Here is a 13,749-nt window from a genome sequence, read left to right as displayed (position 1 = left end):
CGGGGGATCTTTGCCAGCTCAATTGTTTGTTCATCAGACCGACAACGGCCTCAGGGCGCAAGGCTTCGACAAGCGGCTCCCTAAACAATTAACCACTAGGAAAGGAGCCCTTGTGGTTAATATCGATTATGCCGACGAGCCCAGCCAGGCTTACACGCACATATTTTATACGCACAAGTCATTTTCCCTATCGAACACATCTCTAATCGAGGGAGAACTTTCATCAGCCCGAATGAACGTTAATGCGTCCCCAAAAGGATGTCAAGGAAAAATCGACCGTTTAGCGATGCTTCTAGATATACACAATAAGCATACCGGATCTAACTCCATCCGACGTGCGACAATGAGAGTTCCGCGCTAATGGCTTCTCTACGTCTCGCCCCTGCCCACACCCGCCTCAAGCCTCGATACATCCAACCTCTCATGCCGCGGCCTAGCACCAGAGAGGCCGGGCAGAGCGATTCACGCGATCAACCGCAAACGGCTCCGCCCACAGCCTGATATCTTTGTCACCCCGAGTCTCTTTGTCACCCCAAGTCGCCATGACACTCGAAAGCCGCCCCGAGGCTAGAAGGTCGCTAGCATGGCGCCGCACGTGGTCTCCGCAGGGCGGCAGATCGGGGGCGGGGGCGACAAGCTGATCCAAATCGTCGCCGATATTCCCAGTGGTGATGTGCAGTCCTTCAAAGACCTCTCCGGCCTACATAGCTTCACCCCCGGCGTTCCCGAAGCGTGGGCCGAAAACTACTGGAAGGGCAGCGGCCTCGCCGAAACGGTGAAGGCGAGCGGCGCGAGCAATGGCGAGCATGAGGAGGACGCGGCCGGTGGCTCCGTCGGGAAATGGATCGTCGTCCGAGCGAAAGACGGCGGCGAGACCCGCGTCTATATAAGACTCGCCTGCTGAGGAAGTACCTGGCTTACTACTCGTAGCCGAAAGCCTGTCGGAAGATCCCACTGCCCCTGGAGCAGTCTGAGCGGCGTATCCGTCAGCACGCCCCCAACAGTCCCGTCTACAGCGGCAGGATGACGACGTTCACCGCGACCGGCAGATCCTCGTCATGATCGGGCACATGCTCGCGAGAAACATCCTCGCGTTCGAAGCCGTCCAACGGCTGCCACAGCACCAGCGCCTAACCCGCGCCAAGCCCCGACATCACAGAAGAAGCGATCTGAGGATCAAGGCCCGCCCATAACTGAAAATAGAGTCAACTCGTGGCTCCTTCCAATCTCGGAAGGAGCCACGAGCATTTTCCCGGTTTCGCAGGTTGAGGGAACCCCGTATACTCATACCCTGCCAAACCGACCGGCCATTTCGATCCACGAAACGGCCCAGTCCCCGGCCCCGTGAGACTGGATGGAAATTGCCAAACCCCTGATCAGGGCATACGCGCCGGAAGCCCTTGGAACGCGATCATGGGATTTCTGGAACACGCCGCATGACGTGAGCTGCGGCAGTGGACACGAAAACCCATGACGTTCAAGGCACGACCATGTGCTCGATTAAACTTTCCTGTGAAGCCGACGACTTGGAACTGATCCAGCCAACCCGGAAAGGTGCGACTCGCACTGCCGGGTTATCGTTTTCGATATGCCAGGCGGTCGGGATCTCACGCAAGAAACGCTCCTATCGGTCGTCGCAGTGATCGATGCGACCGAAGTAGCAGGTGTCGTCTGGCATGTGCACACCGGACCCGATATCGGCTTGGCCAGGCTTTGCGGGGCGTGGGTTCTCCCACGGGAGGAATCCAGGACTCTGCAGCAGCTGATCCGAGGGCGCTACGTGCTCACAACCCGGGCTGGCGAGCTGCTGCGCGCCGAGGTGTCCGCGTTCATAGCAGGCCATCTCGACACGGATGGCATCGAGCGGAGAATCCTCACCGAGGTCACTTTCTTGCAGGAAAAGTTCGAAGAAGAGCTGGCGAGGAGGGTCGGCGCCAAGGAGAATGCCGATCTAGTGCCGCCTGATTGGCCCGTCTTGCCCGCGACCAGGCCATGGGAGCCGCGACCCCTGAATCCATCAACGGACAAGACGGCGCACACAGCGCTGGGGGCAGCAAGCTGGCTAGCCGATCTCGCACAAACATGGCAGAAGGTGGAAAGCCAACGTTTACTTCGGAAGAAATACCTTGGCGAACATGGCGGGAGCGATCCGAGGCCGCTGCCACTTATCGCTCTGAGCATGACGTCATCATGACCGCAGATTTGATCATCGGGTTGCGTCTCGCTACGTTCCGCACCAGAACAGCGAGATAGGTGCGCCTGTGGCAAGGAACGGCATTGTTCGGACCGAGGAGTTCGCCGAGGCGCTTGAGCTGCTGAGAGGGGGGCGTCATGTCTTCCTCACTGGTAAAGCGGGCACTGGGAAGTCGACGTTGATCCGCGAGTTCATGTCTACGACGGATCGCAAGGTGGTCGTCGTCGCGCCGACGGGGATAGCGGCTCTGAACGTGAACGGTTACACGATCCACCGGTTGTTTAGTTTTTTCACGACTACGACGCTGGAGGATGTCCGTGCTGGCGGCTACAGCCCGGGACGGTTCTCGAAGACGCTTTCGTCGCTCGACACCCTGATCGTCGACGAAGCCTCCATGGTCCGGGCGGACCTGTTCGACATGCTCGCCGCCGCGCTGGAACGATTCGGCCCGAAGCGGGGAGCACCGTTCGGCGGCGTGCAGATCGTCTTGGTGGGCGATCTTTACCAGTTGCCGCCGATCGTCAAGAGCGATGCCGAGGCCGAATACTTCTCGTCCCGGTACCAGACCCCCTACTTCTTCTCTGCGGACAGCTTCCGCCGTGACGATTTCCCGACCGTCGCGTTGACGACGGTGTTCCGTCAGATCGGCGACGACCGGATGACTTCGATCCTCAACGACATCCGTGAGGGCGTGCTCGTCGGGCACGCCTACGAGCAGCTCAATGCTCTGACCGACCCTGATTTCGTGCCGCCGGAGGACGAATTCTGGCTCACGCTCGCCCCGACGAACAGGATCGTCGAAGCCCGCAACAAACAGCACCTGGACCGGCTCCCCGGCGAGGAGGTGACGCATCGCGCGCGGCAGTCCGGCGATCTTGACGCCTTCGACCCTCCCGTCGAAGAGGTGCTGCGGTTCAAGGCCGGAGCCCAGATCATGATGCTCAACAACGATTCCTCTGATCGGTGGGTGAACGGCACCATCGGGCGCGTCACAGACATCCGTGAAGACGACGGGGTCGTCGTCACGGCGCAGTTCGCGGACGGGACGAGTGAAGAAGTGCGGCCCCACACGTGGGAGGCGACTCGACCAGTGGTCGAGGGCGGTTCATTGCGCCACGAGGTGATCGGCTCGTTCACTCAGCTCCCCTTCAAGCTGGCCTGGGCGATCACGATCCACAAGAGTCAAGGCCAGACTTTGGACCGGCTGGTCGTCGACCTCACCGGAGGAACGTTCTCGTTCGGCCAGCTCTACGTCGCGTTGAGCCGGTGCACATCGATGAACGGGCTCGTGCTCAAGCGTCCGGTCCTGCCCAGGGACCTCAAGACGGATCGCCGGATCGCGCGCTTTTTGAGCGGGTCGGCGCGGAAGGACCAGGATCGCCGTTTCTGCGCGATCAGCGTCTTGACCGTGGGCGACGAGGGGCGTATGTCGCGGCCACGTCCGGTCGAGCTCGCTGTCGCTTTCGACGACGGCACAGCTGTGAGCAGCGTGATCAATCCTCAACGAGACCTCGCCGACGCGCGGCGCGTATACGGCATCACGGCCTGCGACGTCCTCCTCGCCCCAAACCTTGTGGAGGCGTGGGGCATGATCGCACCGATGTTGCACGGCTGCACGCCTGTCGGCGTGAGGATCGACGAGACGCTGGGCCTGATCGACTTCGAGCTCAAACGGCTCGGCCACGTGTCGAAGATGCCTTTGGGAGTGGACATCCCCCTCACCGCTGTCAGGATCGGGCATCGCGCCTCGCTCACCAGCGGCACCGCTCTCGAACGAGCGCTCGCGAACTTGAGCGCTGCGACGGCTCCGGGTTTCGAGGACATGGGCTCGACTGCGTTCGGCGAATCCGAACCGCCCGAGACGCTGGGAGGCCTCCTCGTGAGCCGGAATCACGCCGTCCCAACACCCGCATCGGCCCATCTCCCCGCACTCTCCGCGCTGCTCGACATCAGCCGGATCATCGGCCCGGTGCTGCTCGGGGAAGCGACGGCGAGGGACACGCAGGCTCGCGGGCCAATGGCCACCGACACGTCGTGGACCGCCGCAGCACGGCATTCAGCGGCCGCGCAGCTCCGGGCTGCGGTGTCGCGCGTGAGTCTGACCAGCGAGTCGATGGAGCGCCTGCGCGAGGCCGAGAAGCTCTTAGGCATCGAAATCCTAGACCAGCACACGGCGTTGACACCCAGCAGTGGCGAGATCGACTCGATCCTCGCGCATGGCGCGCGGGTCTGCTTCACCGGGACCGTCAGGACCACCACAGGACGAGTCTTGGATCGGAGCGAGATGGAGGAGATCGCCAGGGCCGCAGGGCTGACACCAGTCCTAACAGTCACGAAGACGAAATGTGATGCTCTCGTGGTCGCGGAAATCGGCAGTCAGTCCGGTAAAGCGAACAAAGCCAGAGAACTCGGGAAACCCGTGTTCAGCGCCGACGAATTCCTAGCCTGGACCGAGTCAAGGCAGCCACGGCGCAGCGGTGAGCGCGACGTGGAGCTTGACGGCGGTCATGGCTGCGAGAACGCCGTGACCGATGGGATCACCGATGTAGAGATGTAGAGGACGCGCCAGCTGTGATGCTCGCCGTGGCCGAATGAGCCCGCCACGGCGACGAGCGCCCCGCGCGGGCGTCCAGCACCAGAACCACGCGACGAACCCCTCCCTTGTGGCGAAATCGATGACGAAGGCCTTCGAGCCGCGCTCGGCGACCTGGTACACGTCCTGGACCTGCAGCAGCCGCCGCCCGGACTCGTACGCGGCCTGCCGCATCTGAGCCAACCGCGAGGCGCACGCCGCAGGGGCAGGAGGCAGAGTGCGGGTACGGGTGCGCTTGAAGAGCCATACGACCAGCAAGATCGGCCCGACACAGCACAGCAGCCCACAGACCGAGTTGACCAGCTCGACGATCGCGTGCCTCATCGGCAGAGCATATCCGCCTCGATCTTAGAAACCCTTCGCGGCTATTTCGCGGCTATATTGAGCGTCAGTATTCGAGTGATCTGAATGAGCGCCGCGAAGGCCGTTGGCTATGACAGCGAATCTCAGGAGTGTTTATCGGTGAATCTCAGGTGCGGTTCGGCAGTGTAGGCATGATCAATGTTGATGAATTTCAGGTGAGCTTGGGGGTCGCCGCGCGGCGACCCCCAAGCTCACCTGAAAGGTGTTCGCCCGGAGGCTTGCGACTACGCCGGGGAGGGAAACCCGGGCCAGAGAGCCCGAAACCAGCCTGACGACTCCTCGCCGAGCGCCGCCGGCCGTGAAAAACCACCCCCGACAACCCTGTAAACTAGTGCCTCGCCCAGACTGGCGGAATTACCAGCCATATTTCCATCCAGTCCCCGGCCCCGTAGCTCAGTGGATAGAGCAAGGGTTTCCTAAACCCTGTGTCGGAGGTTCGATTCCTCTCGGGGTCACAACAGAACGCTGGCCTGCTATGTTTTTAGCCCATGACCACATTCGCTGACCAGCGTCTGGACGACCTAGCCGATTTCTACCGCGACCTGCATCGGCATCCGGAGCTCTCGTTCCAAGAGCATCGCACAGCGCAACGCATTCTGGCCGCCGTCGACGGACTCGGCCTCGAAACCCACACCGGGCTCGGCGGCACCGGCGTCGCCGCCGTGCTGCGCAACGGCGACGGCCCGGTCGTGCTTTTGCGCGCGGACATGGACGCGCTTCCTGTCCAGGAGAAGACCGGCCTCGATTACGCCAGCGTCGACACCGCGACGGACCCGGACGGGCACACGGTCCCGGTGATGCATGCCTGCGGCCACGATATGCACGTGGCTTGCCTCGTCGGGGCGCTTCGCGTGCTGCACGCCGAGCGCGCTGGCTGGTCCGGCACGGTGGTCGCGGTGTTCCAGCCTGCCGAAGAGCTCGGCTCCGGCGCGAAAGCCATGGTGGAGGACGGGCTTTTCGACAAAGTCCCGGTTCCGGAGATTGTGCTCGGCCAGCATGTCGGGCCGCTCCTCGCAGGCCAGATCGCCTATCGCCCTGGGGTGGCCCTGGCCGGAGCCGACGTGGTGACGGTGCGGCTGTTCGGGCGGGGCGGCCATGGGTCGCGGCCCGAAACCACGATTGACCCCGTCGTCCTCGCCTCTTCGGTGGTCCTCAAACTGCAGACCATCGTGTCCCGCGAGCTCTCGGCGCTCACTCCTGCCGTGGTCACGGTGGGCTATCTGCGTGCGGGGACCAAGCACAACATCATCCCTGAGGAGGCCGAGCTCGGGCTCTCGATCCGGTCCTTCTCCCCAGAGATCCGAGACCATATCCTTGCCTCGGTCGAGCGGATCGTGCGAGGCGAGGCGCAAGCCGCTGGCTGCTCGAAAGACCCCGAAGTGGTCCGCCATGAGTGCTTCGACCCGCTGCAGAACGACCCGGCGGCGACCGAGCGCCTCGCCGCCGCGTTCCGCGGGCGTTTCGGCGATGATCGGGTCTTCGAGCTGCCGGAGCCGATCACCGGCAGCGAGGACGTCGGCGCTTTCGGGGCTGCGAGCGGGGCCCCCACCGTGTTCTGGTTCTGGGGCGGTCTCACGCAAGAGAGGTTCGACGCCGATCGGGGCCGGGTGCCCTCGAACCATGCCCCGGACTTCGCCCCGGCGATCGAGCCGACCCTTTCCACCGGTGTGGACGCGCTCGTGCTCGCCGCGCGCACTTGGCTTGGATGATCAAGGAGGATACTGAACGCATGTCGACGAAAGATTCCGCGAAGAAGACCAAGAAGACGAAAGCTCCTTCGGACCATCAACTGATCTGGATGGACCAGCCGGAGGATCACGATTACCCGGCCGCAGGGAAGTACCTCGAGCTCGTCCTCTCCGAGCCACAGGTCCGCGCGACGGTTCAGGCGTTGCGCGAGGCTCCGGTCACGACGCAAAAGGCCAAAGACATCCTCCGCGCCTCCGGCCTCGCTCTGCTGGACGTGAAGAACCCTCACGTGGCTTCGGATTTGGCGAAGATCTCGCACGGGAAGCTCCTCTCCCCCGTCCTCCTCGTCCGAGGCGACGCGCGCTCGGGGCTGGCCCTCCAGGTTGCGGACGGGTACCACCGGGTCTGCGCGTCCTATCATTTAGACGAGAACACCGATATCCCGGTGAAGCTGGCAGGTTTACCGGCAAACTGATGCGCTCAGCCTGCTTGCCCCCTTCCGGGGAGACTCGCAGGCATCGCGGTCAGCTCGTCGAGACGCCCTCGCGCTCCGCGTCCGGGGCGTCCTCGGGAAACGCCTGCGGCGGGATCCGCGTGCGCAGGTGTTGGTGCAGCTCGTCAAGGCTGAGCTGCAGGACGTGGCTGAACGGGATGGCCGATGCGAGCCCGAGCATCGCCCTCGGCTGCGGATCGTCCTCCAAGAACAGGCGGACGAGGCGTGAGCTCTCCGGGTCCACCGGCTCGGCCCTGGTCCCGACCTGCCAACCGACCTCGTAGAACACGGCGGAGAGCGGCCTGAGCCCGTACTCCCGGCGCACCATGTCGCCGATTCGCCAGACGAGGAATTTCTCCACATCGTAAAAATCGCTGATCTCTGCCCACGGACTGCGCGCTCCTCTGTCCTGCACGTCGATCCGATAGCCGTTCGGGGTCTGCACGAGGATGTACACGATCTGGGGCGTGAAGAGGCCGAATTCGCCAGTCGGGGACATCCGGGGGCCGACTGGCATCGTGGGGGCAGGCACGGGCCTGCCGGTTTGGGCGATCGCCTCCGCGCGGGCCTGACGGGCCGTCGAGGCGACCTGTTCCCAGTAGTCCCAGAACGCGACGACGCGGCGCAACGGCTCGGGGAAGAAATTAGGATTCGTCATTTCCAGCTCCCCGGCTCCAGAACTCCCATGAGCACGAGGCTCTCCACGCACGGCAGCTCTCCTGGCGGCGCGACGATCTGATACTGGACTCCGCCGCCGGGCTGGCCGAACCACGGCACGGCCCGAGACTCTTCAAGGCTCCACCCGGGCAAGAGGGGCTCGCCGGTCGCCGTGTACGTCTGGTACGGCTCGACCAGGCTCTCCGGCGGAAGGGACCGCGAGGCGAACGACACTCCTTTCGGGTACAGCCATCTCCCCGTCTCCGGGCCGAAATGGTCGAACTCCTCCCCAGCTGGGATGCTGTTCAACCCCGTCACCGGCTCTGTCATGCCGTCGCCTTCCTTTGAACGAACTTCAGGACATCCAGGAGACGCCCCGGGCTCCCCCGGCCGGTCTCTCTTGACGGAAGCATAGTCTGCCCCGTCGGGGCGCATGTGCCGGGGACCGTCCCCCGGGCTATGGCACGGCGGCGGTCAGCGGAGCAGAATCGACCCGATCCCCACGCCGATTGCGGCAAGCGGCACGCCGCATCCTAGATTGAGCACGAGGCTGCCGAGCGCCGCCCGTGTTCTGCCCTGCTCCCACAGCCGCACTGTGTCGTAGCTGAACGTGCTGTAAGTGGTGAGGGATCCGCAGAACCCGATCCCCAAGACCGCGCCGACCGCTTGGGAAGTCGCGGCGCCAGCGAGCACGCCGAGCAGGAGCGCGCCGCTGAGATTGCACGCCAGAATGCCCCACGGCACTCCGGCGGGCCATCGGATCCGGGCGGCCCGGTCGAGGAAATAGCGGGCGAGGGCGCCGAGCACACCCCCTGCGAGCACTTCGACCAGCGTCATCTGCCGCCCCCGTCGGCCATGCGCAACGCCCGTCGCGCCAGCCATACGCCTGTGACGGTCGCCGCCAAAGCGCTGAGCAAGGTCGCGCCGATATACCAGGCAGCGAGGAAGGCATGCCCCCCTTGCGCGAGGCGCACCGCTTCCACGGTGTACGTGGAGAAGGTGGTGTAGCCGCCGAGGACGCCCGTTCCGAGGAACAGCCGCAGCCGGTTCGCCTTCGGCCAGCGCTCGAGGATCGCGGCCATCAGCGCCCCGATACAGAAACACCCGCTCACGTTGATCGCAAAGGTGGTCGCCGGGAACTCTCCCGGCTCGGTCGGAAACAACCAGCCGAGGGCGTAGCGCAGCACCGATCCGAAGCCGCCGCCAAGGCCGACGATGAAAAACTCAATCACAAGCTACGGGCATCCCTCAGGGGGCGCTGCTACCTGCCCTTCGCGAGGTACCAGACCAGCCAAGCCAGCAGCACCAACAAAGTCGAGACGATGTACGCGCCGATAGAGAACCAGCCCCAGAACTTCGCCTTGTTCGAAGCCTCCTGAGCGCCTTGCTGGTCGCCCTGCGCCCACAGGGGGAACACGTTCAGCGCATTGGTGAACGCGACGAACGCGAACGGGAAGAAGAACACCACCGCCGCAACGGCCCAGCCGGCATTCGACGGCGGAGGCCCTGCTTGGCGGGGCGGCGGGGGCGGCCCGGGCGGGGCGTACGCGATGTGCTGTTCGGTGGCTTGAGTCATCCGTCGTTCCGTTCGAGTTCGGCGGTCCGAGGTCGCCCAGGCCGCAGTTTCGGGCGCAGTTTTGAAGCGCAGTTCGCACACACTTTACCCGTGCGCGATCAAGGCCCTTCTAGATCGGCGGCATGTATGCGATCTGGATCAGCTGGTTGCCGCCCGCGCGCGTGATGTATGTGCCTCGCCCGGGGGGCATGGCCGACATCTTGATGCCGCCGATCACTGCGCCCTCGTCCTTGTTCCCGCTCATGAGCAGCGCGTCGGTGGTCAGGTCCTTGAGCCTGCCGAGGACCGGGTCGTAGATGGCGCGGCCGACGCCGCCGGAGCGCCTGGTGGTGATGAAGTGCAAACCGACGTCCTTGCCCTGGCCGAGGTAGTCGACGAGAGGGAGCAGCGGGTTCGGGTTCGTGGCCACCAAGTCGTAGTCGTCGACGATGACGTAGTACTCCGCGCCCGACCACCACGAGCGCTCGCGCAGCTGTTGCTGGGTGACTCCGACGCCCGGCAGACGCTCCTTCAGCTTGCCCGCCAAGGCGGCCATGATCGCTTTGGTCTGGTCGATGCTCGAGCAGTACGTGATGAGGTACTCGTCGGGGACGACGCCCAGCATGGTGCGCCGGTAGTCCAGCAGAAGGATCTTCGCCTGATCCGGAGTGTTGTTCTCCATGATGCTGGCGACGATGTTGCGCAAGAGCGTCGTCTTCCCGCATTCGGGGTCGGCGAATGCCATGAAGTGCTGCTGGTTGTTGAAATCGATGAAAACGGGCGCCAGCTCGTTCTCGTTGATGCCGATGAGCGCCTTGGTCGGTGTGCGGTCCTCTGCGGCGAGCAGTCCGAGCAGGCTGTTGCGGTGCACCTGTTCGGGCAGCATGCGCACCTCGGGCGCGAAAGAGCCCGGCTTGCTCACGGCTTTGATCTCCTCGACCGAGGCGCGCACCGCGTCGGAGATGTTGTCGTCCGTCGTCTGCGAGTCCATTCGAGGCAGGCCGATGAGCATGTGCAGCTGCTCGACGTTGATGCCTCGGCCAGGTTTGCTCTTCGGCACCACCTTCGCGACCTGCTTGCCCATCTCGGATTCCATCGGGTCGCCGAGCCGGAGCTCGACGCGGGTGCCGATCGCGTCCTTGATCGCCGCGCGGATGTCCGCCCACCGGTTCGTCGCGAGCACGAGGTGCACGCCGTACGAGAGGCCCTGGGTCGCCAACGACTGGATCTTCGGCTGCAACGACTCGTCCTCGTCCCTCGCGGCCGCCCAGCCGTCGATGATGATGAAGACATCGCCGAACTTGTCGTCGGCGAGCGGGTCCGGGGTGCCAGGCGGCGCGGCCAGCGCGGCGGTCTTACGGCGGCGGAACTCGCGCATGGAGTCGATGCCCAGCGCGCGGAACCGCTCCTCGCGCTGTCGGATCAGGGTGAGCATCTCGGCGATGGTGCGGCGCACCCGGTCTGGCTCGAGACGGGTCGCGACCGAGCCGACATGCGGCAGGTTCGCGAGGCCCGCGAGCTTGCCGCCACCGAAGTCGAGGCAGTAGAACTGCACTTGCTCCGGAGTGTGCAGGACGGAAGCCGCCATGATCAAGGTCGACAACGCGTTGGACTTGCCGCTCTGCGGTCCGCCGACGATCGCGACGTTCCCCGCCGCGCCGGACACGTCGATGTAGAGGTTGTCGCGGCGCTGGTCGTAGGGGCGGTCGACAGTTCCGATAGGGATGACCAAGTTGCCGTACCGCTGGCTGTCGTCCCGCCAGTCGAAATCCGAGGGGAGGAGCATGTCCACGGTCGGCGACTCGGAGAGCGGCGGCAACCACACCTCGTGGGCGAGGCTGCCATGCCCCTGCAGACGGCTCACGCACATCTCCAGCAGGGTGATCCGCTTGCCGTCCTTCATCAGATGCGACTCGTCGACCAGATCGTCCTCCGGCTCCTCCAGCTCGAGGACCTCTGGCTCCGGGGGCAGCTCGACAGGGATTTCCGCGGCGGTGAACATCTTCGGACGGACGTCGCCGTACACGCTCTTCGCGACCTCGGCCGTCTTCGGGCCGCCCCGCTTCGGCACATACGGGCCGGAGACGTACGACGCGTTGAACCGCCTCGGCTCGTCCGAGTCGCATTTGAGGAAGCCGGAGCCGGGGATCGCGGGAAGGTGGTACGCGTCGGGCACGCCCAGCACGGTCCGAGACTCCGCCGCCGAGAACGTCTTCAAGCCGATCCGGTAGGACAAGTGGCTGTCGAGGCCCTTGAGCTTGCCCTCCTCCAGCCTCTGGCTGGCAAGGAGCAGGTGGACGCGCAAGCTTCGGCCAAGACGGCCGACCATGACGAACAAGTCCGCGAAGTCCGGCCGCTGGCTCAAAAGCTCGGAGAACTCGTCCACCACGATGAACAAGGCGGGGAAGGGGTCGAGCGGAAGCCCGGTCTGCGTGTTCGTCGCTCCGTTCATCCGGGCCGCCTCGTAGAACGCGACGTTCACGAAGTTGCCCGAAGAGCGCAGCAGCTCCTGCCTGCGGTTCATCTCGCCCTTGATGGCGTCGCCCATGCGGTCCACCAGGTCGCCTTCTTCTTCAAGGTTCGTGATGACCGCAGCGACCTGCGGAGCGCCGTCGAGGCCGAGGAAGGTCGCGCCACCTTTGAAGTCGACGAGGACCAGGTTCAACGAGTCCGCCGAGTGGGTGATGATCATGGAGAGCACCAGGGTGCGGAGGAACTCGGATTTTCCGGAACCGGTCGCGCCGATGCACAGCCCGTGCGGGCCCATGCCGAATTCGGCCGCCTCTTTGATATCGATCTCCAAAGGCGAGCCGTCGGCGGACAGCCCGATGGGCACGCGCAGACGTTCGCGCGAAGATCGCGGCCGCCACGTGACGTTCGGGTCGATACTCCCCGCGTCGTGGATGCCGAGAAGCGGCATCAACCCCGGGTCGGCGACTGTCGTGGTCTCCTGCTCCAGGCTCAACATCTGCGCGGCGGTCGCGGTGCGGTAGCGCGACATGCGGCGGGCGAACACCTCGGCCTCTGCGATAGAGGCGTTGTCCGACTTGGCGAACTCCTCCAATCCGCCTGCGGCCTGCGCGCCCACCGCGCCGTCTTCGACTGCGAGCTGCAGGCCTCGACGGGACAAGCTGTTGGAGTTCGGGCAGATGTCGATCACCGTCACCGAGTCCAGCCCGGCGTCGGAGACGCACTTCTCGTCGCCGGAGACATAACCGTCGTCCAAGATCAAGAGGAGCTGCGGGCGCCCTGCCATCACCGGGGCGCTCCGGGCGAACCTGCCACGCTCGCTGAGGTCCGGCATCGAGGTCTCGAAGTCGTGCAAGGAGTCGAAGATCATCCGGACCGAGCCGAGGCCGTCCCGCGCAGTGGGGTGCTGGCAATGCGGCAACCACTTCGCCCACGACCACGCCTCGCCCTCGACGTCCGACGTGATGATCGCGACGAGCACATGGTCCGGGCCGTGGAAGGTGCAGATCTGCATGATCAACGACCGGATCAACGACCGGACCTCGTTGCGGTCGCCATCGAATCCGATGCTCGGGAAGCCGCGCAACGACACGGCGGTCGGCATGTCGTGCACCACCGAGTGCGTGCGGACAAAACGCCGCAAGGCGACGGAGGTCACCGGCTCCAAGTCTTCCAAAGGCGCGGTCTGCGGGGCCATCAGCCGCGAGGCGAGCCGTTGGCTGCCGAGGCCGAGGCGCACGTGGCAGAAGTCGGCGTCGTTGGTCCGGCGTTCCCACATGCGCCGGGTCCCGGTCAGCGTGATGAGCCGCGACGGATCCGGCTGGGACCAGGTGGTGGACTTGCGCTGGGCGATCGCGGTGTCATGCACCTCGTCGCGGGTCTGGACGAGATAGCGCAGGTAGTCTTTCCGCTCCTCGTTGAGCTCGGCCGACTTGGAGGCGCGCCCTCCGCCGTGGGCGGACATGCCCGCCATCGACATGAGCATCATGATCGGGAAGATGAACATCTGCGGCGAGAGCTGCCTGCGGCCGGTCGAGACCATCATGACCGTCATACCGATCATGGCGACGACCATGACCACTGGCATGAGCTTCTGCATCAATCCGCCGGGGACGCTCCGGGTGACCTCGGGAGGAGGCTGGAGGTTGATCTCGCCGCCTGGCATGCGAGGCTGCGCGATCCGCGCTTTGCGGATGAACCCTTCGGTGGTCATAAGTTTTTCCTCGCTTCTCGCG

General features: G+C 64.6%; 12 protein-coding genes and 1 tRNA gene. 6 read left to right on the top strand and 7 right to left on the bottom strand.

The window, feature by feature from the left end; genetic code table 11:
* Positions 1-583: 583 nt before the first annotated feature.
* The 3 genes from ACRC20_RS04770 to ACRC20_RS04760 all read left to right on the top strand — a co-directional run bounded on the left by ACRC20_RS04770 (position 584) and on the right by ACRC20_RS04760 (position 4,751).
* Positions 584-904 carry a hypothetical protein gene (locus ACRC20_RS04770; protein WP_438685196.1) on the top strand — a complete coding sequence of 107 codons (321 nt, stop codon included), beginning with the start codon at positions 584-586 and terminating at the stop codon, positions 902-904.
* Positions 905-1,588: 684 nt separating this feature from the next.
* Positions 1,589-2,194 carry a hypothetical protein gene (locus tag ACRC20_RS04765; protein WP_438685195.1) on the top strand — a complete coding sequence of 202 codons (606 nt, stop codon included), beginning with the start codon at positions 1,589-1,591 and terminating at the stop codon, positions 2,192-2,194.
* 67 nt (positions 2,195-2,261) lie between these two features.
* Positions 2,262-4,751, top strand: a complete 2,490-nt coding sequence (locus ACRC20_RS04760) for an AAA family ATPase (protein WP_438685194.1) — start codon at positions 2,262-2,264, stop codon at positions 4,749-4,751.
* On the opposite strand, the gene ACRC20_RS04755 is transcribed toward ACRC20_RS04760, so the two are convergent.
* Positions 4,650-5,111 carry a hypothetical protein gene (locus ACRC20_RS04755; protein WP_438685193.1) on the bottom strand — a complete coding sequence of 154 codons (462 nt, stop codon included), beginning with the start codon at positions 5,109-5,111 and terminating at the stop codon, positions 4,650-4,652. The genes ACRC20_RS04760 and ACRC20_RS04755 overlap by 102 nt on opposite strands.
* Positions 5,112-5,532: 421 nt before the next feature.
* Here ACRC20_RS04755 and ACRC20_RS04750 point away from each other — a divergent pair.
* From ACRC20_RS04750 to ACRC20_RS04740, 3 genes are all read left to right on the top strand, one after another.
* Positions 5,533-5,605 (top strand) — tRNA-Arg (locus ACRC20_RS04750).
* Positions 5,606-5,638: 33 nt separating this feature from the next.
* Entirely contained in the window at positions 5,639-6,859 is a 1,221-nt protein-coding gene (locus ACRC20_RS04745) for an amidohydrolase (protein WP_438685192.1), read from the top strand.
* Between the two features lie 89 nt (positions 6,860-6,948).
* Positions 6,949-7,314: a hypothetical protein gene (locus ACRC20_RS04740; RefSeq protein ID WP_438685262.1), complete on the top strand. Its 366-nt coding sequence runs from the start codon at positions 6,949-6,951 to the stop codon at positions 7,312-7,314.
* A 49-nt stretch (positions 7,315-7,363) separates the two neighbouring features.
* On the opposite strand, the gene ACRC20_RS04735 is transcribed toward ACRC20_RS04740, so the two are convergent.
* The 6 genes from ACRC20_RS04735 to eccCa form a co-directional block, all read right to left on the bottom strand.
* A complete protein-coding gene (locus tag ACRC20_RS04735) occupies positions 7,364-7,990 on the bottom strand; it encodes a hypothetical protein (RefSeq protein ID WP_438685191.1) in 627 nt (208 codons plus the stop codon).
* On the bottom strand, positions 7,987-8,319 hold the full coding sequence (locus tag ACRC20_RS04730) for a TNT domain-containing protein (protein WP_438685190.1): 333 nt from the start codon (positions 8,317-8,319) through the stop codon (positions 7,987-7,989). Before ACRC20_RS04730 ends, ACRC20_RS04735 begins: the two co-directional genes overlap by 4 nt.
* Positions 8,320-8,463: 144 nt before the next feature.
* A complete protein-coding gene (locus tag ACRC20_RS04725) occupies positions 8,464-8,826 on the bottom strand; it encodes a fluoride efflux transporter FluC (RefSeq protein ID WP_438685189.1) in 363 nt (120 codons plus the stop codon).
* Complete coding sequence (crcB, locus tag ACRC20_RS04720) at positions 8,823-9,221, bottom strand: fluoride efflux transporter CrcB (RefSeq protein ID WP_438685188.1); 399 nt, start codon at positions 9,219-9,221, stop codon at positions 8,823-8,825. Before crcB ends, ACRC20_RS04725 begins: the two co-directional genes overlap by 4 nt.
* 29 nt (positions 9,222-9,250) lie before the next feature.
* Positions 9,251-9,565 (bottom strand): CD225/dispanin family protein, encoded by a 315-nt coding sequence (locus ACRC20_RS04715; protein WP_438685187.1) that lies wholly within the window; start codon positions 9,563-9,565, stop codon positions 9,251-9,253.
* A 109-nt stretch (positions 9,566-9,674) separates the two neighbouring features.
* Positions 9,675-13,727 (bottom strand): type VII secretion protein EccCa, encoded by a 4,053-nt coding sequence (gene eccCa / locus ACRC20_RS04710; RefSeq protein ID WP_438685186.1) that lies wholly within the window; start codon positions 13,725-13,727, stop codon positions 9,675-9,677.
* Positions 13,728-13,749 lie beyond the last annotated feature (22 nt).

Source organism: Segniliparus sp., from assembly GCF_051660745.1.
Taxonomy (GTDB): Bacteria; Actinomycetota; Actinomycetes; order Mycobacteriales; family Mycobacteriaceae; genus Segniliparus.
Note: the sequence above shows the minus strand (reverse complement) of the source record. Positions and strands in the feature narration are given on the sequence as shown.

Bases quoted from the DNA above. Each gene is read 5' to 3' on its own strand.
- ACRC20_RS04730 (WP_438685190.1), bottom strand. From the start codon at position 8,319: ATGACAGAGCCGGTGACGGGGTTGAACAGCATCCCAGCTGGGGAGGAG.
- ACRC20_RS04715 (WP_438685187.1), bottom strand. From the start codon at position 9,565: ATGACTCAAGCCACCGAACAGCACATCGCGTACGCCCCGCCCGGGCCG.
- ACRC20_RS04725 (WP_438685189.1), bottom strand. From the start codon at position 8,826: ATGACGCTGGTCGAAGTGCTCGCAGGGGGTGTGCTCGGCGCCCTCGCC.
- ACRC20_RS04755 (WP_438685193.1), bottom strand. From the start codon at position 5,111: ATGAGGCACGCGATCGTCGAGCTGGTCAACTCGGTCTGTGGGCTGCTG.
- ACRC20_RS04735 (WP_438685191.1), bottom strand. From the start codon at position 7,990: ATGACGAATCCTAATTTCTTCCCCGAGCCGTTGCGCCGCGTCGTCGCG.
- ACRC20_RS04765 (WP_438685195.1), top strand. From the start codon at position 1,589: ATGCCAGGCGGTCGGGATCTCACGCAAGAAACGCTCCTATCGGTCGTC.
- ACRC20_RS04770 (WP_438685196.1), top strand. From the start codon at position 584: ATGGCGCCGCACGTGGTCTCCGCAGGGCGGCAGATCGGGGGCGGGGGC.
- ACRC20_RS04740 (WP_438685262.1), top strand. From the start codon at position 6,949: ATGGACCAGCCGGAGGATCACGATTACCCGGCCGCAGGGAAGTACCTC.
- eccCa (WP_438685186.1), bottom strand. From the start codon at position 13,727: ATGACCACCGAAGGGTTCATCCGCAAAGCGCGGATCGCGCAGCCTCGC.
- ACRC20_RS04745 (WP_438685192.1), top strand. From the start codon at position 5,639: ATGACCACATTCGCTGACCAGCGTCTGGACGACCTAGCCGATTTCTAC.